At 44.7% G+C, this 17,977-nt stretch carries 17 protein-coding genes; 12 read left to right on the top strand and 5 right to left on the bottom strand.

Going from position 1 to position 17,977, the window contains the following annotated elements; genetic code table 11:
• Positions 1 to 11 precede the first annotated feature (11 nt).
• From ccoG to DN53_RS15240, 4 genes are all read left to right on the top strand, one after another.
• Complete coding sequence (gene ccoG / locus DN53_RS15255; RefSeq protein ID WP_129655635.1) at positions 12 to 1,421, top strand: cytochrome c oxidase accessory protein CcoG; 1,410 nt, start codon at positions 12 to 14, stop codon at positions 1,419 to 1,421.
• Between the two features lie 40 nt (positions 1,422 to 1,461).
• Positions 1,462 to 1,908: a FixH family protein gene (locus DN53_RS15250; protein ID WP_129655633.1), complete on the top strand. Its 447-nt coding sequence runs from the start codon at positions 1,462 to 1,464 to the stop codon at positions 1,906 to 1,908.
• A gap of 3 nt (positions 1,909 to 1,911) precedes the next feature.
• Positions 1,912 to 2,622: a sulfite exporter TauE/SafE family protein gene (locus DN53_RS15245; RefSeq protein ID WP_129655632.1), complete on the top strand. Its 711-nt coding sequence runs from the start codon at positions 1,912 to 1,914 to the stop codon at positions 2,620 to 2,622.
• A 65-nt stretch (positions 2,623 to 2,687) separates the two neighbouring features.
• Positions 2,688 to 3,956 carry an acetyl-CoA hydrolase/transferase family protein gene (locus tag DN53_RS15240; protein WP_129655630.1) on the top strand — a complete coding sequence of 423 codons (1,269 nt, stop codon included), beginning with the start codon at positions 2,688 to 2,690 and terminating at the stop codon, positions 3,954 to 3,956.
• A 74-nt stretch (positions 3,957 to 4,030) separates the two neighbouring features.
• Here DN53_RS15240 and DN53_RS15235 read toward each other — a convergent pair whose 3' ends face one another.
• Both DN53_RS15235 and hemN read right to left on the bottom strand, forming a co-directional pair.
• Positions 4,031 to 4,852: a universal stress protein gene (locus DN53_RS15235; RefSeq protein ID WP_129655628.1), complete on the bottom strand. Its 822-nt coding sequence runs from the start codon at positions 4,850 to 4,852 to the stop codon at positions 4,031 to 4,033.
• A 17-nt stretch (positions 4,853 to 4,869) separates the two neighbouring features.
• Entirely contained in the window at positions 4,870 to 6,228 is a 1,359-nt protein-coding gene (gene hemN, locus DN53_RS15230; protein ID WP_129655626.1) for an oxygen-independent coproporphyrinogen III oxidase, read from the bottom strand.
• Positions 6,229 to 6,390: 162 nt separating this feature from the next.
• Between hemN and DN53_RS15225 the strand changes: the two genes are divergently transcribed.
• The 6 genes from DN53_RS15225 (at position 6,391) to DN53_RS15200 (ending at position 12,735) form a co-directional block, all read left to right on the top strand.
• Positions 6,391 to 8,235: a glutamate-cysteine ligase family protein gene (locus DN53_RS15225; RefSeq protein ID WP_129655624.1), complete on the top strand. Its 1,845-nt coding sequence runs from the start codon at positions 6,391 to 6,393 to the stop codon at positions 8,233 to 8,235.
• Positions 8,232 to 9,437: a succinylglutamate desuccinylase/aspartoacylase family protein gene (locus tag DN53_RS15220; protein ID WP_129655622.1), complete on the top strand. Its 1,206-nt coding sequence runs from the start codon at positions 8,232 to 8,234 to the stop codon at positions 9,435 to 9,437. Before DN53_RS15225 ends, DN53_RS15220 begins: the two co-directional genes overlap by 4 nt.
• A 114-nt stretch (positions 9,438 to 9,551) precedes the next feature.
• Positions 9,552 to 10,343, top strand: coding sequence for a universal stress protein (locus DN53_RS15215; RefSeq protein WP_129655620.1), 792 nt, complete (start codon positions 9,552 to 9,554; stop codon positions 10,341 to 10,343).
• Positions 10,344 to 10,379: 36 nt separating this feature from the next.
• Positions 10,380 to 11,687 (top strand): ATP-dependent 6-phosphofructokinase, encoded by a 1,308-nt coding sequence (locus tag DN53_RS15210; protein ID WP_129655618.1) that lies wholly within the window; start codon positions 10,380 to 10,382, stop codon positions 11,685 to 11,687.
• 74 nt (positions 11,688 to 11,761) lie between these two features.
• Positions 11,762 to 12,061, top strand: coding sequence for an HPF/RaiA family ribosome-associated protein (locus tag DN53_RS15205; protein ID WP_129655616.1), 300 nt, complete (start codon positions 11,762 to 11,764; stop codon positions 12,059 to 12,061).
• A gap of 44 nt (positions 12,062 to 12,105) precedes the next feature.
• The gene (locus DN53_RS15200) at positions 12,106 to 12,735 is read left to right on the top strand and encodes a hypothetical protein (RefSeq protein ID WP_129655614.1); all 630 of its coding nucleotides are present in this window, start codon (positions 12,106 to 12,108) and stop codon (positions 12,733 to 12,735) included.
• On the opposite strand, the gene DN53_RS17970 is transcribed toward DN53_RS15200, so the two are convergent.
• The 3 genes from DN53_RS17970 to DN53_RS15190 form a co-directional block, all read right to left on the bottom strand.
• The gene (locus DN53_RS17970) at positions 12,732 to 12,878 is read right to left on the bottom strand and encodes a hypothetical protein (protein ID WP_165357453.1); all 147 of its coding nucleotides are present in this window, start codon (positions 12,876 to 12,878) and stop codon (positions 12,732 to 12,734) included. The genes DN53_RS15200 and DN53_RS17970 overlap by 4 nt on opposite strands.
• A gap of 106 nt (positions 12,879 to 12,984) precedes the next feature.
• A complete protein-coding gene (locus tag DN53_RS15195; RefSeq protein WP_129655612.1) occupies positions 12,985 to 14,376 on the bottom strand; it encodes a sugar porter family MFS transporter in 1,392 nt (463 codons plus the stop codon).
• A 34-nt stretch (positions 14,377 to 14,410) separates the two neighbouring features.
• Positions 14,411 to 15,655, bottom strand: coding sequence for a 3-deoxy-D-manno-octulosonic acid transferase (locus DN53_RS15190; RefSeq protein ID WP_129655610.1), 1,245 nt, complete (start codon positions 15,653 to 15,655; stop codon positions 14,411 to 14,413).
• A 79-nt stretch (positions 15,656 to 15,734) separates the two neighbouring features.
• Here DN53_RS15190 and DN53_RS15185 point away from each other — a divergent pair, with 79 nt between their 5' ends.
• Both DN53_RS15185 and galE read left to right on the top strand, forming a co-directional pair.
• Positions 15,735 to 16,889, top strand: coding sequence for a DegT/DnrJ/EryC1/StrS family aminotransferase (locus tag DN53_RS15185; protein ID WP_129655608.1), 1,155 nt, complete (start codon positions 15,735 to 15,737; stop codon positions 16,887 to 16,889).
• Positions 16,890 to 16,891: 2 nt separating this feature from the next.
• Positions 16,892 to 17,908 carry a UDP-glucose 4-epimerase GalE gene (galE, locus tag DN53_RS15180; protein ID WP_129655606.1) on the top strand — a complete coding sequence of 339 codons (1,017 nt, stop codon included), beginning with the start codon at positions 16,892 to 16,894 and terminating at the stop codon, positions 17,906 to 17,908.
• Positions 17,909 to 17,977 lie beyond the last annotated feature (69 nt).

The following is a 17,977-nucleotide window of genomic DNA, read 5'->3' as shown; positions in this document are numbered from 1 at the left end:
TAAAAAATGCGATGGAAGAGAATTTTAGGGACTCCATAGGAACCATTTCCGAAGAGGGTAAAAGAGCATGGGTTTTCCCAAAAAAACCAAGTGGACGCTATTATGATTATCGTAAGTATGTCAGTTATGCGCTATTGGCCTTTTTGGTGGCCGCCCCTTTTATCAAGATCAATGGACACCAATTTTTGATGTTCAATGTGTTGGAACGACGTTTCAATATCTTTGGACTTCCATTTTGGCCCCAGGATTTTCACCTGGTGGTGGTCTCTATGATCATAGGAGTGGTCTTCATTGCACTTTTTACCGTGGCCTATGGCCGTATTTTTTGCGGATGGATGTGCCCCCAGACCATCTTTTTGGAAATGGTCTTTCGGAGGATCGAGTATTGGATTGATGGTGACCGTGGAGCCCAGATGCGATTGGACAAGTCGCCCTGGAATGCCCATAAAATTAGAAAACGGTTGTTGAAATGGACCATCTTTTTCATCATCTCATTTTTGATAGCCAACGTCTTTTTGGCCTATTTGATTGGTAGCGATAGATTGATTCAGTATATCACCGAAGGTCCAATGGCCCATTTAAGCACCATGGTACCCTTGTTGATTTTCACAGGAGTGTTCTACTTTATTTTTGCGTGGTTCCGGGAACAGGTCTGTATCATTGCCTGTCCGTACGGAAGACTCCAAGGCGTATTGTTGGATGACAAATCCATTGTTGTGGCCTATGACCATGAACGTGGGGAAGGCGAGAATGGTCGCAAAAAATTCCGTAAAAATGAGGATAGGGATGTGTTGGGCCATGGCGATTGTATCGACTGTTTTCAATGCGTTAATGTGTGCCCCACGGGAATAGACATCCGTAATGGAACGCAACTGGAATGTGTCAACTGTACGGCCTGTATTGATGAGTGCGATCATATCATGGAAAGCATAGACAAGCCCAAAGGCTTGATTCGGTATGCCAGTGAGGATGAAATTGTGAACAACAACAAGTTCAGGTTCACGCCCAGAATGAAAGGATATACAGCCGTCCTTGCCGTGCTCATTGGAATATTGATCGGGATGCTCTTCCTGCGAAATGAGGTGGAAGCGAACATACTTCGCTTACCGGGACAATTGTATGAGCGCAAGGAAAACAACATGATCAGCAATGTCTATACCTACAAGTTGGTGAACAAGACCACTAAGGATATTGAGAATGTATCCTTTAAATTGATGTCGCACAGAGGGACCATCAAAATGGTTTCACAGGATACCTTCACGGTACCTGCAGAAGAACTTACCGAAGGTACTCTGTTCATAGAGATCAACGCTTCGGAATTGACCGGGGACAAAGATAAACTGAAGATCGCGGTCTATAGTGGGGATGAGGTCATTGAGACCACCACCACCCAGTTTTTGGCCCCACGAAGCTATAATTAGAGGTTTTTTAATAGAATAGTAAGCCTAAAAGGATAAAAAGATGAAGATAAATTGGGGAACGGGAATAGTATTGGCTTTTATAGGGTTTATCACCTTCATCCTATACTTTGTGTTTCGGATGAGTACCGATGATAGGTCCAACCATGATCTAGTCACGGAGGAATACTACAAAAAAGAGCTTAGCTATCAGCAAGATATCGATGCCTCCAAAACAGCCCAGGAAATGGATGCCGTTCTCCGGGTGGAAAAATCACCCGAAGGGGTTATGATTTTCTTTCCGGAGCAGTTCGACCCCCAAAAAATAACAGGAAAAGTGTCCTTGTACAGACCGTCCAACAAGCGTTTGGATACTGACTTTCCCATAAGTTTGTCCAAAACACATTTGCTCATACCTGACAACAGCTTGGTGGGCGGTCGATGGGACATTACCGTAAATTGGAAGTACGAGGGAAATACCTTTTTCCATAAACAAAAACTGGTGTATTAAGCTATGCTGTCATCTGCTTTGGTATTGGGGTTATTGGGAAGTCTGCACTGCTTGGGCATGTGCGGTCCCATAGCTTTTATGTTGCCCTTGGACCAGCAGAATACCACCAGGAAAGCGGCTCAGCTGTCTATTTACCATGCAGGAAGGCTTATGGCCTATGGGGTCATTGGAATGCTCTTTGGGGTTTTGGGTAAGGGACTTTCGCTGTTTGGCATGCAGCAAAAATTATCTATCGCCATAGGCGCTATCATGATTTTGTTGGTGCTGATTCCCGGAAGGTATCTCAACGGGCATAAATTTTTAAGGCCTATCTATTCCCTATTGGGCAAGGTAAAATCAAAACTAGGTGCGGAACTCAAGAAGAAGACCCCAGATGCTTTTCTGACCATAGGATTTCTGAATGGTTTTTTACCTTGTGGATTGGTCTATATGGCCGTATTGGGTGCCATTGCATTGGGAAGTCCGCTGCAAGGTGGGCTCTACATGGTCTTGTTCGGACTGGGTACGGTGCCGTTGATGAGTTTGGTGGTCTTTTCCAAAGCATGGATGGGGAATTCGTTCAAGTTCCGGGTGCAAAAGCTGATTCCGGTATTTGTGGTGATCATTGGGGTTCTTTTTATCATTCGAGGACTTGGGTTGGGCATTCCCTATGTTTCCCCCAAGCCTGTGCCTACCAACTTGGCTTCGGCCACCATAGAGTGCCATCAACCTTAAATCCATAGACATCAAAGAATAGGAATCCGGTTGGGCATGGATTGTCCAACCTATAAATCAATCACATGAAGATAACATCTGCAGAAGAAGCGGTACAGATCATGAAATCAGGGGACAAAGTGTTTTTTCAAGGAGCGGCCATGACCCCCAATGTACTTATCGATGCCCTTTGCGATAGATATGAAGAGCTTAAGGATGTTGAGATAGTGTCTATCCATACCGAAGGGGAGGCCCGTTATACCCAAGCCCCCTGCAATGAAAGCTTTTGCTTGAACAGCCTTTTTGTAGGAGGGAATGTCCGCAACTTTGTCAATGGCTTTAAGGGGGATTATGTTCCTATTTTTCTTAGTGAGATCCACTTGCTGTTCCGAAGGAATATCATCGATTTGGATGTGGCCTTTATTCAGGTTTCCCCGCCGGACAAGCATGGGTATTGTTCTTTGGGCGTTTCGGTGGATGTGACCCTCCCTGCCATTGAAATGGCCAAAAAAGTGGTGGCGCAGATCAACCCAAGAGTACCCAGGACGCATGGGGATGGCATTATCCATATCAGTCAAATAGATCAGGCCATCGAGGTGGACCAACCCATCCATGAGCATGAACAAACCGAGATTTCAGGCTTGGAGCTTCAAATTGGTGGGCATGTGGCCTCTTTGATTGAAGATGGAGCCACCTTGCAGATGGGGATAGGGAACATTCCCAATGCCGTGTTGTCCAAACTGGGCCATCACAAGCGATTGGGAATCCATACCGAAATGTTCTCCGATGGGGTTTTGCCTCTTATTGAGCAAGGTGTTGTCACCGGCGAGGAGAAAAAAGTGAAACAAGGGAAGGTGGTGAGCTGTTTTGCCGTGGGTTCTAGGAAGTTGTATGATTTTATTGATGACAACCCCTTGTGCCATTTTAAGGAGGCGGCCTATACCAATGACACGGCCGTGATTAGAAAAAATCCAAAAGTAACGGCGATCAACAGTGCCATTGAGATAGATATAACCGGACAGATTTGTGCGGATACCATTGGGAGCAGACAGTTTTCTGGGGTTGGGGGACAAATGGATTTTATTCGCGGGGCTTCACTTTCGGATGGGGGGAAACCTATTTTTGCCATGCCCTCTATCACCAATAAAGGGCTTTCCAAGATTGTTCCCTATTTGAAACAGGGAGCTGGAGTGACCACCACACGGGCCCACGTGCATTATGTGGCCACGGAACATGGGGTGGTGAACCTTTATGGCAAAAATTTGAAACAACGGGCGCAGGCCTTGATTTCCATTGCCCATCCAGACCATAGGGAGGCATTGGAGAAGGCAGCGTATGAACGGTTTAATGGATAACCCTGAAACCTATAAAAAAAAAGGAGGCTGAATATATCAGCCTCCTTTTTTATGGAATTATATAATGTAATCCGTTAGATTTTAAAGGTCATGACGGGAGCTTTGGAATGGTTCGCGATATCCTCTCCAATACTGCCCATAAAGAAATGGGAAAGCCCTCTTCTACCATGGGTTGGGATGCCCACCAAATCGGCACAGACCTTTTCACTATAGTTGAGCACTCCTTTTTCTACGGTATAGTCATCGTGGATTTCAACCTGAAGTCCCAAATTGGCTTCTTTAAGGAATTTGGTGATTTTGGCATACGCGTCATCCGTGCTCAGGAACTCATCACCTGGAGTGTTCACATATACCAACAGCAGCTCGGATTTGAGCAATTTTGCCATTTCTGCGGCCTTTTTTACCACAGGAATACTTTCCTCGGCAAAATCACAGGCAAAGACAAATCGCTCTGCGCTAAACTCCTCTACTTCGCCCTTGATGACAAGAACAGGTACATTTGCAGTACGTACAACCCGCTCTGTATTGGAGCCGATAAAGATTTCTTCCAATCCGTCCGTACCGTGCGATCCCATAACGATGAGGTCCGCATTGTGCTTTTCGGCCACCTCGTTCACCTCACTGAACACTTTGTAATGTTTGATCACGGGCACAACCTTAACGCCCTTCAAATAGGGTTTGTCCAAGAACTCGGCGAACCTTTTCTCCCCTATTTTGATTAAATGGACCACCTGTTCCTGGGAAATATAGCCCGATTCGGTCATAAGGGCAGGGGATAGTTCCAACATATGCAGCACCATTAGCTCTGCGTCGTTTTTCTTTGCAAGGGAGGCCGCTACTTTGAGCGCCCGTTCGGATTGTTTTGAAAAATCAATGGGTACGATTATGCTTTTCATTTTTTTCTTTTTTTAGGTTAAACGGTCATGGAAAATACTCGGGTATCTGGCTGTTTTCGGTGTAGTTTTACATCAAATGCCATGCTGATATTCCGTATAAAGGGTTTTCCCTTTGGGGTTACTTTGATGTTGTTCTTTCCAATTTCAATAAGTCCATCAGCGTCCATTTCCATAAGGTTGCCAATGATTTTTTGGAAATCGACCACCTCTTCTTCCTCCTTGGACCAAGAGGTCTCAAACTGGCACATGAGGTTAAGGATATGCTGTCTCACAATCTCGTCTTCCTGGTTCAGGATATGTCCCTTAAAAATAGGGATAAGTCCGTGGGATACCAAATGTTGGTACTCCTCAACACTTTTTACATTTTGGGCAAATCCGTACCAGCTATCACTAATGCTGGAGACTCCCAGACCGATCATTAATTTGGTCTTGGAAGGGGTGTAGCCCATAAAGTTCCTATGTAGGGTGCCATTGGTAAGGGCAGTGTATAAATTGTCCGTTGCGAGGGCAAAGTGATCCATTCCCACATCTTTGTATCCAAACTCCGTGAGCATTCTTTTGCCCATTTCGTATTGTGCTTTTTTCTCCACAGATGAAGGCAGGTCTGCCTCTTTATAGCCGCGCTGTCCATTGCCCTTTAGCCAAGGCACGTGGGCATAGCTGTAAAAGGCAATCCTATCCGGTTGTAGGGCCTTGGTTTTTATAATGGTCTCTTCCACATGGGCACAGTCCTGAAAGGGTAGGCCATAGATGATATCGTGGCCTACGGAGGTATACCCAATTTCCCGGGCCCACTCGGTCACGTTCTTCACATTTTCAAAAGGCTGCATCCTGTTGATGGCCCTTTGCACGGTTAAGTTGTAATCCTGCACACCGTAGCAGACCCTTCTGAACCCTACATCAAAAAGGGCCTGTAGATGTGCTTTTGTGGTATTATTGGGATGTCCCTCAAAACTAAATTGGGCATCTTCTGCTTTTTTGGCCTGTAAAAGAATGCCTTTGACCAACTGGGTCAAATGTTCGGGTGAAAAAAATGTGGGCGTGCCTCCACCCAAATGCAACTCTTTTATGGTCGGTTTGGTTCCAAGAAGTTCAACATACAACTGCCATTCCTTTAAAACCGATTTGATATAGGGCAGTTCCACCTCATGTCTTTTGGTGATGCGTTTATGGCATCCGCAGAAGGTGCACAGACTTTCACAAAAAGGAAGGTGTATGTATAGGCTTATTCCTTCCTCAGGATTTTCCTGAAAAGCCTTCAATACACTTGATTTCCATTTTTTGCCCGAGAAACTTTCCAAATCCCAATACGGTACCGTGGGGTAACTGGTGTATCTGGGGCCGGGGACATTATACTTCTGAACTAATTCACACATAACTGCATACCTTTGGATTATAGGTCAAAATTAGAAGTGCTCCATGGGATAAAACATGATAAATGTCAGTCTGCCCCAAATCCCAACATGACAACCATCATATTTTGGGCGTTATGGCCTTTGTAGTTTTAGGGGGTCTGGAAAGAGCTAATTTTCAATAGAATGGGAGAGCATATCAACAAAAGTGTATTTGACAGTGAAGAGCGAAAGGCCTTCGTTCGGCATTTGATTGATGATGTTAAGGCCTTGGAAATTCTCTTGGAGCGGGGTTTGGTGGAAGATGATGTGGTACGCATCGGCGCGGAACAGGAAATGTGCTTGGTGGATGATGAATTTAGGCCTTCCCCAAAATCACTTGAAATCATTGAGGCCATACATGACCCACATTTTACCACAGAGTTGGCAAGCTATAACCTAGAGGCAAACCTTGACCCTTTTCTTTTGGAAAAGGATTGCTTTCAGAAAGTGGAACAGCAGTTGGGCCAACTTTTGAACAAGGCCAAGGCAGCATCTAAAGAACATCAGAGTAAAGTTGTGCTCACGGGAATCCTTCCCACCATCAGCAAGGAAGAGCTTGGAATGGATTATATGACGCCTATCCCCAGGTACTATAAGCTCAATGAGACCTTAAAGATGTGGCGGGGCGATGATTTCAATGTAAGGATCAGGGGAGTGGATGAACTCTCGATCCATCATGATTCCGTTTTGTTTGAAGCCTGCAACACCAGTTTTCAATTGCATTTGCAGGTAGCTCCTGAGGATTTCATCAAAAGTTACAATTGGGCACAGGCCATTGCGGGCCCTGTATTGGGGATATCCTGTAATTCCCCCCTTCTGTTGGGCAAGGAACTTTGGAAAGAAACCCGTATCGCCCTTTTTCAGCAGAGTTTGGATACCCGAAAATGGTCCCATGCCGTGAAGGAGCAAGTGGCCCGGGTCGGGTTTGGGGAACATTGGCAAACAGGCTCGGCGGTGGACATCTTTAAGGAGGATATTTCCACGCACCGTATTATTCTCACCAAACCGATTGTGAAAGGCGCACTGCAACTCTTGGAGGAAGGCAAAATACCCAAGCTTGAGGCATTGAACCTGTTCAATGGAACCGTATACCGTTGGAACCGTCCTTGTTACGGTGTGGGCAACGGTAGGCCCCATCTTCGCATAGAGAACAGGTATATTCCGGCAGGGCCTTCGGTGATAGATGAAATGGCCAATTTTGCCTTTTGGGTCGGATTGATGGAAGGTAGGCCCAAAACCTATGACGATTTGCCCAATGTTATGGATTTTAAAGAGGTACGGCAGAATTTTATAATAGCCGCCCGAAATGGAAGGCAGGCCCAGTTTTCTTGGCAGGGAAAGAACATGACCTTAAAGAAATTGATCAAGAATGAGCTTTTGCCCATTGCCCATGAAGGATTAAAAAAGCATAAAGTAAACGACAACGATATCAATAGGCTTTTGGGGATTATTGAGGCTCGGGTAAATGGGCCTGCAGGTGCAGAATGGCAAATAGAAAACTTCAGAAGACTGCGGAAGCAAATGAAGCTGGATAGTGCCTTGGTGCAATTGACCAAAGCGCAATTTGAAAAGCAACAAGATAATATTCCTGTGCATCAATGGGAACCGGTACAAGGAATTGTACGGAAAAGGGAGTCGTTTCAGTGGGTGGGCCAGATCATGTCTACCCGACTCCTAAAAATAGACGGGGATGACTATGCCAATCTAGCCCTTTCCATAATGCAATGGAACAACATTCACCACCTGCCCGTAGAGAACATTAAGGGTGAGTTGGTGGGATTGTTGACCTGGAGCCATATCGACCAAATGAACACATTGGATAAAACCGAGGCTCTGGTTTCCGATATTATGATTAAAAAAGTAATCACCGTGACACCGAAGACAGAGATAAAGACCGCTAAAAAGATAATGCAGGACCATCAAATTGGTTGTTTACCCGTTTGTGTAGGGGACAGTTTGGTAGGAATCATCAGTAAAGTAGATTTATGAGCAAGGCCATAGCGTATAGCGAAGCTCTAGGCCAGACCTTGGAGGTGGAGCGAATCATGGACCATATCAAGGGAATGGAGAGTGGTCCCACAGTGGTATTCTTTGGGGGAATCCATGGCAATGAGCCTGCCGGGGTATTTGCCTTGAAAGAGGTTTTGGATGAAATAAAAGCCCAAAAAATCAAAGTAAACGGAGAAATATACGCCATAGCAGGAAACCTTGGGGCGCTTGGAAAGAATGTCCGCTTCCAAAAGGAGGACCTAAACCGTATCTGGACTCCCGAGCGAATGGATGGCAGTTTTTCCGATGTGGCGGAATGCTCCGATGAGGAGAAAGAACTCTTGGAAATTCGAAAAGTACTTTTCAGGATTCTTGAAGAGGGCAAGCCCCCTTTTTATTTTATGGACCTACATACCACCTCCAGCGATACAACCCCTTTCATGGTCTTGAACGATAGCTTGTTGAACCGTAACTATGCCGCAAACTATCCGTTGCCCATTATTTTGGGGATTGAGGAATATTTGGAAGGTGCCTTGTTGAGCTACATCAATGAGTTGGGCTACGTGTCATTGGGATTTGAAAGCGGTCAACACAATGATATAAAAGCCATCCGGAACCATGCGGACTTTATCCGGTTTTCCCTGTATTTGACTTCCTCCGTCCAAGCTTCGGAAAAGGAGCGTACCGACTTGTTCAACCATATCAAACAAACGAGTGGAACCGTGGCGCAGCGGTTTTATGAAATCTATCACGAGCATAAAATAGCTCCCGGGGATAATTTTAAAATGTACCCCGGATTCATTAACTTTCAACATATTCCCAAAGGTGAACCAATAGCCGTGTATAACGGTGAAATTGTGAAGGCCAAGGGGCAAAAGCGGATTTTCATGCCTCTGTACCAGGATCAGGGCAGTGAAGGCTTTTACTTTATTAGGGTAATTCCAAAAATATGGTTGCAGATTTCACGGGAACTGAGACGGTTTAAGGTAGATCACCTGTTGGCAAAGTTGCCCGGGGTGCAGTGGAAGTCCGATCAAAAGGACATCCTTGTCGTGGATCAGCGGGTGGCCCGGTTTATGGCCCGAGCGTTTTTCCATTTGTTGGGGTATAGGGCCAGAAAGTTCAATGAAGACCATTTGGTGGTCAAGAGTAGGGAAAGGGCCTCAAAAACGAAGGCATACAAAAACGCCCCTTGGTTCTGATTTAAGGCGGTAAACTATGGGCCAAAAGCCACAAATATGACTTCTGTCATATTTTAGCTCATGCGCCCCATCTAATTTTGGGACAAGAGTAAGTAGACATTTTAATTTTTTGGTATGAGCAACATAAATAAAATATTGATTCCTTTTGATTTTTCGGAAGCTTCATTGAATGCATTGGAATATGTGGCCAATTTTGTGGGACCCGAACGTCCCATAACCATTTTGGCCATGTACGTAAGTGCAATGCCCATAAGTCTTTCCGAGGAAGATGAACTCAAGGAAGATTTTTCAAACGTCCTCAAAGCTATGGAGGTTAGGTTGAAGATTGAACCCGAATTTGAAACCGCTACGGGCAAGATGATCAGTACCATTTTGTCGGCACAAAAATCCAGCGATGCGGACTTGATCATGATGGGCACCATGGGAGACAAGATCACCGATGAGGCCATCACCAATACCTCAAGATTGGTTTTGGATGCCGATTGCCCCGTGATTTCAATCCCCTATGGTTGTAGTATCAAAGAGCCTAAAGATATTGCTCTAGTGATGGGAGGGGAGTTGATTGACAATAAAAAACTTCTGGGTACCCTGTTGGATATTGCGCGTACCTTTGACTCAAGGGTACACGTGCTCACCATCTACAAAGAATCCATTTATGAGGAGCACTCCACGGCCGATAGTACAGAAAACTCATTGGAGTACTATTTGGAGCACTTTTATGTAGAGCATACGTTCAATAAAAATCAGGATGTGGAAGAAGGTATCTTCAACTACATCAATGAAAAGAAAATCGATCTCTTGGTCATCCTGCCTAGGAACCATGCCCAAAACAGTACCCCTTCGGAAGGCCGATTGACCAAGTTGTTGACCCTACATTCCGAAATTCCCGTTTTGGCTTTGGATTGATAGTATTGTGTAAATCCTCAAATTAATAAGGACCCTATGGGAAAATTCCAAATAGAAAGTTTGGGAATGCCACACTATAAATCACCTCTTAAATTAAGTACGGTGAAAGGGGATAATATCTTTGATTTTGTAAGCGATGCCGATCGATTGGTCTTTGACCAATCGATGGAGTACTATAATCATTGTCTCAAAACGGGTGAAGCGCCCCTGTGTTTGGAAAAGGCGGGCCCGCGCCAGGATATTTTTTTCGATGCCCAAAACACCACTGCGGCTATTGTTACCTGTGGAGGTTTGTGCCCCGGGATCAATAATGTGATCCGTGGGGTGGTCATGGGGCTCCATTATTTTTATGGGGTGAAGAAAATCTTGGGCATACCCTATGGGTATGAAGGCCTTAATCCGGAGAAGGGACACGGCTTTGTGGAACTCACTCCAGACAAAGTAAAGGATATCCATCAGTTTGGGGGCACTTTTTTAGGGTCGTCCCGAGGAAGTCAGGATGTGTCCAAAATGGTGGATACCTTGCAGGCTAACAACATCGACATCCTTTTTGCCATTGGGGGAGACGGTACCCTAAAAGGAGTGGATGCCATTGGGCAGGAAATCAAAAAACGGAATGCCAAGATCAGCGTGGTGGGGATTCCCAAGACCATAGACAACGATATTGATCTTATTGATGAATCTTTCGGGTTTGAAACAGCATTTGATGTGGCAAGTCCTATTTTACGGGACGCCCACAACGAAGCCACAGGGGCTTTCAATGGAATTTCAATTGTGAAATTGATGGGAAGGGACAGTGGTTTTATAGCGGCCTCTGCTGCCTTGTCCATGCCCGTGGTGAATTTTGTGCTGGTTCCCGAGATGGATTTTTCCCTTGAAGGGGAAAAGGGATTTCTAAAAGCCTTGGAACAGCGGTTGGAACTGAAAAGACATGCGGTCATTGTTGTGGCCGAAGGTGCTGGGCAACATTTGTTCCAAGAGAAAAGTGGGGTCAAGGATGCATCCGGGAATGTAAAGCATAAAGATATCGGTCTGTTTTTAAAGGAAAAAATAGGCGAACATTTTAAAGGTTCTTCCGTTACCATCAAATACATAGATCCCAGTTACATCATTCGGAGTGCGCCCGCCAATTCAAGCGATAGTGTCTATTGCAGTAGGTTGGCCTACCATGCCGTTCATGGGGCCATGGCCGGGAAGACCCGATTTGTGAGTAGCAAGGTGAATAACAAGTATGTGTATGTGCCGATTTCAGAGGTCACCCAAAAAAGGAAGGAAATAGACATGGAAGGCGAATTTTGGTTTTCCGTGCTACAGAGTACCGGTCAGCCCTTTTCATGGGCGTGATCTACCAAGCTGACATTTGTCATTTAATTTCCTAATTTCACTCCATAGCTTTGGAGAAAATCAAAACAAAAATCATGGAAGTACAAGTTCAATATCTAAAAATGCAGACCAGCGAATCATTGACCGAAATATTAATGAAAAAGTTGGACGGGCTGGAGAAAAAGTACAACTGGTTGATCAAGGCCAATGTGCTGTTTAAAATAGAGAATGATAAGGCCGGAGAAGGAAAGATATGCGAAATAGAACTGAGTGCTCCCGGACCTAGACTTTTTGCCAAGGCCAAAACAGACGATTTTGAGAAATCATTGGCAGAGACCATTGAAGAATTGCAAAGACAATTGGAAAAAAGACAGGGTAAGTTTGTGTCACATTAAATGGAAATTAGATCTTTGCTGTGCATGATCTTAAACCACTTCCCATGAAATTACAATTTGTTGCTTTAAGTCTTTTACTACTCTCGGGTTGTTCCACGGCGAAACTGGTGGGTACATGGAAAAATCCAGATCATGTAATCTTTGATGCCTATAAAGTGCTCGTGGTGGGTATGGCCAAGGATGAAAATGTACGGATGGACTTTGAGAGCAAACTGGTCAAGAAATTGGAGGATAAAGGGGTAGAGGCCATGCGCAGCATTGATATTTTCGATGTGGAGTTCACTACATCCCAAAAGTCGGAAGAAGAGCTGTCCGAGGTGGAGGAGCAATTGTTGGACAAAGATTTTGATGCCATCTTGTTCACCAAGATCCTAAAGGCCGATAGCAAGCGTACCCTAAAGGAAAGAATCAACAATATTGATAGGATGTTCATGCGGTTCAGTACCGATTATCTGGAACATCAAGACATCTACTATGACCCTGAGTCCTATGATTCCTTCAACATATACCATCTAGAAACTTCCTTGTACTGCATTTGTATTGGAAAGGAAAGGGAACTGATTTGGAGGGGTAATATAGACGTAACCGAATCCCCAAAGGTTGAAAAGACCATTGATGCCTACATCAAGCTGATCACCGATGAGATGGAGAGGCAGGATATCATTTTTTATTAACCCAATCCAAGGGCATCCAGCACTCCTAAAATATCCAGGATAATACAAACGGGAATCGCGATCAGGATAATAACCAGGACAAAGACCATGAACCGCAAGAAAGCAACCATGAGTTTATTGCCAAAAGAAACTTCATCAGTCATAATAGTGTAATTTCCTATCAAGGTAAGGAATTATTCAGGTAACTGTCACGTTCTGTGGATCTATATTCGATTAACGGAATGGTTTTTCGTATGTGTCGTATCCCAATTAAGAAGTCCTGTTCTTTTTTCCGCTGAGCAGTTTTCCCAGTTCCTCTAGACTAGCTCCTTTGGTCTCGGGCATCATAAAAATCACCCAGAACAATTGAAGGACCATCATAAAGGCAAAGAAGATGAAAATGGGCCAAGGATTGTCCTTGAAAATCCCGATTTCTGCATCTAGAAACGTTGGGGTGATCAAGGTGATAAGGGCAGCGAACACCCAGTGGGTTCCGGTTCCCCATGACTGGCCATAGGAGCGCACCTTGTTCGGGAATATCTCCGAAATGAACACCCATATCACGGCCCCTTGTCCAACAGCATGCGATGCAATGAAAATAAGGATGAAAATGAGGAGTAGCACCGAGCTGGCACCGGAATAAAAACACCACGCCACCATGGAAAGACTAATGATATAGCCGATGGAACCCATGTATAGCAATTGTTTGCGTCCCAGTTTGTCTATCAGGGCGATTCCCACGAAAGTGAAAATAAGGTTGATGATGCCGATGGATATGGAGCTGAAAAGCGATTCCCCCGAAGCCAATCCAGCACGTTCCAATATTTCCGGCGCGTAGTACAGTACAAAATTGATTCCCGAAAGCTGATTGAAGGCAGCGATCAAAAAGGCTAGAATAAGCGGTCGGTTGTATTTGCCCGAAAAAAGGTTGTCCTTTTGTTTTTGTGTGGTTTCCTGAAGGGACACCTTTATCTGGGTAAGATGGACAGTGGCCTGATCTTGATCAATACCCAATAAAGTCAAAGAACGTAGAACGATGGCCTCTTTATGGTCTTTGAGTAAAAGCCATCTGGGGCTATGGGGAATCTTAAGAACCATAAGGGTGTATATCAGTGCGGGAAGTCCCTCAATGCCCAACATCCATCGCCAAGCGACCCCTTCGTTGAAAATGGCCCCGATCAAAGAATTGGAGACGAACGCGATCAAGATCCCAAAGACAATATTGAATTGATAAAGGGCGGTAAGCCTTCCGCGGTTTTCCGGGGTCGATATTTCAGAAATGTACACAGGTGCCGCCACCGATGAGATGCCCACACCAACACCGCCAATGAACCTGAAGAAGGAAAAACTATAAGCTTCAGGAGCCAAGGCGGAACCAATCGCAGAGATAAAGTAGAGTGCTCCGACCCAGAACAAGGTTTTTTTCCGTCCCCATCGGTCACACGGAATGCCCCCAAAAAGAGAGCCCAAAACCGTTCCCCAAAGCGCCATGGACATGATAAAAATACCATGGAAGGTAAAAATGGAATCCCCCAAAAACCAATTGGTGCCCCATAGGTCCTTTATGGGTTGGTTGGCCCCGGAAATGACCACAGTGTCAAATCCAAATAGAAAACCGGCCAAAGCAGCGGTCAAAGAGATTCTGAAAATGCGTTTGTCCATATGGGTCAGTTTTAGCTAAAACTAACCAAAAAAATTAAAGTATTTGGTCTATGTGCTCCATAATCAATGGAGTAGCCCCTACGTTTTGGGTGATGTAGGTCGAGTTGATTTTTCCTGTATTTTCCAAAACATCAGGATTTTCGAGGAAGCGGTCCAAAGTGGTCTTGAGTTCACTTGATGAGGATACTGGAAGTACTCCCTTCAAGTCCACAAGGTCTTCGGCTTCTTTAAAACCTTCGTAGTTGGGGCCAATGACTACGGGTATACCATAAACTGCGGGTTCCAAGGTGTTGTGTAGCCCCGTGGCGAAGCCTCCTCCCACATAGGCCATCTGGGCATAACTGTAAATTTTGGTGAGTAGCCCAATGGTGTCAATGATCAGCACATCAAAATCCATAAGATTCTGGTTGTCAATGTTGGAATAGCAGATGGTTTTTTTGGAAATGGACTCCAATAGTTGCTCAATATGGTCTGGTTTTATTTTGTGCGGAGCAAGCACAAATTTCACCCCTTTATCCGAAGAGTTGATATAATCTACCAAAATTTTCTCGTCTTCCGGCCAAGTACTTCCCGCTACCAAACAAGGTTGGTTTCCTTTGAATTGTTCCATAAAATCTAGATGGTTATCCCGGTTAAGAATTTCATATACTCGGTCAAACCGGGTGTCGCCACTCACCGTACTATTGGCAAAACCAATGGACTGCAATAAGGTTTTTGAGGTGTCATCCTGAACAAAAAAATGGGAAAAACTATGCAAGCTGTTCCGCATAAAACCGCCATAGGGTTTAAAAAAAACCTGTCGCTTGGAGAATATGGCAGAAACCAACAAAGTGGGAATCTTCCGTTGTCGTAGTTGGTGCAAGTAGTTGGGCCAAATTTCATACTTGATGAAAATGGCCATGACCGGATTCACCAGATCCACAAATTGCGATGCATTGGAACGGGTGTCCATGGGGAGGTATACCACCACATCGGCGGCAGAAGTATTTTTTTTCACCTCATAACCGGAAGGGGAAAAAAAGGAAAGCACAAGTTTGTGGTTAGGATATTGCTGCCGCAATTGCTCCAAAATGGGCAATCCCTGTTCAAACTCGCCCAGCGAGGCTACGTGCATCCAGATGCATTTGGAATTGGGGGTGATGGAGGACCGTAGTTGGTCAAAGGTGTTTTTTCGACCCGAAACAAATAGTCTCATCTTGGGTTGGAACAATGCAATGCCCTTCAGGACCAACCAAGAAAGATGCGTTAGGATGTTATAGATAAAGCGTAGGAACAACATATTTTGCTAAAATACATTCTTTCGGGAATAGCACATTATGGGATCTTTATTTCTTAATTTTGAACCATAACTTATCAGCATGAAAAAAATACAGATGGTCGACCTCCAAGGCCAATACCAAGGCATTAAGAATGAGGTCAACGATTCCATAGCCGAAATCTTGGATTCTTCGGCATTTATCAACGGTCCGCACGTGCATGCCTTTCAAAAGGAACTGGAGGGATACTTGGGGGTAAAACATGTAATTCCATGTGCCAATGGCACGGACGCACTTCAAATTTGCATGATGGGATTGGGGTTGCAGCCCGGAGACGAAGTAATCACGGCCGATTTTACCTTTGCGGCCACCGTTGAGGTAATCGCCCTTTTGAATCTTACACCTGTTTTGGTGGATGTGGAACCCGATACTTTCAATATTGATGTCAAGGCCGTGGAAAGGGCCATTACCCCAAAGACCAAGGCCATTGTACCAGTGCATTTGTTTGGCCAATGTGCCAACATGGATGCTTTAATGGATTTGGCCAAAAAGCATGATTTATACGTGATTGAGGACAACGCTCAGGCCATTGGTGCTACCTATACTTCAGCGGATGGGAAAAAACAAAAGGCGGGAACTATAGGTCATGTGGCATCGACTTCCTTCTTTCCATCAAAGAATTTGGGCTGTTATGGCGATGGTGGCGCCATCTTTACCAATGATGATGAGTTGGCCCATACCTTAAGGGGCATGGTAAACCATGGGATGTACACAAGGTATTATCATGATGTGGTAGGGGTAAACTCACGGTTGGATTCCATCCAAGCGGCCGTGTTAAGGGCAAAACTTCCAAAATTGGATACTTACAATAAGAGGCGTTGGGAAGCCGCATCCAAGTATTCCAAAGCCTTTCAGGGGCAAGAGCATATTGTGGCTCCCAAGATTGTCTGCGGATGTGATGATGGTCAAAATGTATGTGATTGTCATGTGTTCCATCAATACACCTTGAAGATTTTGAACGGTAAAAGGGATGGATTGGTGCAACATTTAAACGATAACAACGTTCCATGTGGAGTGTATTATCCAGTTCCCTTGCATAAGCAGAAGGCGTATGCGGATACCCGGTACAATGAAGCCGATTTTCCAGTCACCAATCAATTGGTGAATGAGGTGATATCGCTTCCAATGCATACCGAGCTGGATGATGAGCAAATCCAATTTATAACCGATTTGGTTATAGATTTCGTAAACCGTTAAACATGAAAATACTGGTAACAGGAGGATTGGGATACATAGGTTCCCATACTGTTGTTGAATTGCAGAACGAAGGTTTTGAAGTGGTGGTGATAGACAACCTCTCCAACTCTTCCCTAAATGTTTTGGATGGTATTAAGGCCATCACGGGAAAGAAACCCATTTTTGAGGAGCTGGATCTTCGGGAGAAGTCCAAAGTCCAAGATTTTTTCAAAAGACATGATGATATTGCAGGTGTGATTCACTTTGCGGCATCCAAAGCTGTGGGGGAAAGTATGGAAAAGCCCTTGCTCTATTACGAGAACAATCTTGGGGTTTTGGTGTATATTCTTCAAGAATTGATCAAGAAGAAAAACACCAGTTTTATTTTCAGTTCCTCTTGTACCGTATACGGCGAAGCCGATGAGATGCCCATTACGGAAGATGCTCCTGTTAAATCGGCGGAGTCACCATATGGAAACACAAAACAGGTTGGTGAAGAGGTCATATCCGACACGTGTCGGGTAAACCCCAATTTGAAAGCTATAGCGCTCCGTTATTTTAACCCTATTGGAGCACATCCGTCTACCCAAATAGGGGAACTTCCTATTGGAGTGCCGCAGAATTTGGTGCCCTATATCACCCAAACGGGTGTTGGACTAAGGGAGCAACTGTCCGTGTTTGGGGATGATTACCCAACAAAAGATGGAACCTGTATCCGGGATTATATTCATGTGGTGGATTTGGCCAAGGCCCATGTCATTGCCCTGCAGCGATTGATTCAAGGCGATAACCAAGAAAATTATGAGGTCTTTAATCTGGGTACCGGAAAAGGAAGTTCAGTGTTGGAAGTGATTCAAAGTTTTGAGCGTGTGTCAGGGAAGTCCTTGAATTATAAAATAGAGGACAGAAGGTCTGGTGATGTGGTACAGGCTTATGCAAACACCCAAAAAGCGAATGAGGTTTTGGGCTGGAAAGCCAAGTCAACATTGGATGAAGCCATGAAATCCGCATGGGATTGGGAGTGTAAAATCAGAAGTTGAAAAATTTTATCTCAATAATAAAGCCTGTCTTTTGACGGGCTTTTTTTGGTTAAGGCCCAATGGTTTCGT

It is taken from the genome of Flagellimonas olearia (genome assembly GCF_004150225.1).
In the GTDB taxonomy this organism is placed as follows: Bacteria; Bacteroidota; Bacteroidia; order Flavobacteriales; family Flavobacteriaceae; genus Flagellimonas; species Flagellimonas olearia.
The sequence above is the reverse complement of the archived record's forward strand: the minus strand, read 5'-3'. Positions and strand labels throughout refer to the sequence as shown.

Bases quoted from the DNA above. Each gene is read 5' to 3' on its own strand.
- ccoG (WP_129655635.1), top strand. From the start codon at position 12: ATGGAAGAGAATTTTAGGGACTCCATAGGAACCATTTCCGAAGAGGGT.
- DN53_RS15250 (WP_129655633.1), top strand. From the start codon at position 1,462: ATGAAGATAAATTGGGGAACGGGAATAGTATTGGCTTTTATAGGGTTT.
- DN53_RS15245 (WP_129655632.1), top strand. From the start codon at position 1,912: ATGCTGTCATCTGCTTTGGTATTGGGGTTATTGGGAAGTCTGCACTGC.
- DN53_RS15240 (WP_129655630.1), top strand. From the start codon at position 2,688: ATGAAGATAACATCTGCAGAAGAAGCGGTACAGATCATGAAATCAGGG.
- DN53_RS15235 (WP_129655628.1), bottom strand. From the start codon at position 4,852: ATGAAAAGCATAATCGTACCCATTGATTTTTCAAAACAATCCGAACGG.
- hemN (WP_129655626.1), bottom strand. From the start codon at position 6,228: ATGTGTGAATTAGTTCAGAAGTATAATGTCCCCGGCCCCAGATACACC.
- DN53_RS15225 (WP_129655624.1), top strand. From the start codon at position 6,391: ATGGGAGAGCATATCAACAAAAGTGTATTTGACAGTGAAGAGCGAAAG.
- DN53_RS15220 (WP_129655622.1), top strand. From the start codon at position 8,232: ATGAGCAAGGCCATAGCGTATAGCGAAGCTCTAGGCCAGACCTTGGAG.
- DN53_RS15215 (WP_129655620.1), top strand. From the start codon at position 9,552: ATGAGCAACATAAATAAAATATTGATTCCTTTTGATTTTTCGGAAGCT.
- DN53_RS15210 (WP_129655618.1), top strand. From the start codon at position 10,380: ATGGGAAAATTCCAAATAGAAAGTTTGGGAATGCCACACTATAAATCA.
- DN53_RS15205 (WP_129655616.1), top strand. From the start codon at position 11,762: ATGGAAGTACAAGTTCAATATCTAAAAATGCAGACCAGCGAATCATTG.
- DN53_RS15200 (WP_129655614.1), top strand. From the start codon at position 12,106: ATGAAATTACAATTTGTTGCTTTAAGTCTTTTACTACTCTCGGGTTGT.
- DN53_RS17970 (WP_165357453.1), bottom strand. From the start codon at position 12,878: ATGACTGATGAAGTTTCTTTTGGCAATAAACTCATGGTTGCTTTCTTG.
- DN53_RS15195 (WP_129655612.1), bottom strand. From the start codon at position 14,376: ATGGACAAACGCATTTTCAGAATCTCTTTGACCGCTGCTTTGGCCGGT.
- DN53_RS15190 (WP_129655610.1), bottom strand. From the start codon at position 15,655: ATGTTGTTCCTACGCTTTATCTATAACATCCTAACGCATCTTTCTTGG.
- DN53_RS15185 (WP_129655608.1), top strand. From the start codon at position 15,735: ATGAAAAAAATACAGATGGTCGACCTCCAAGGCCAATACCAAGGCATT.
- galE (WP_129655606.1), top strand. From the start codon at position 16,892: ATGAAAATACTGGTAACAGGAGGATTGGGATACATAGGTTCCCATACT.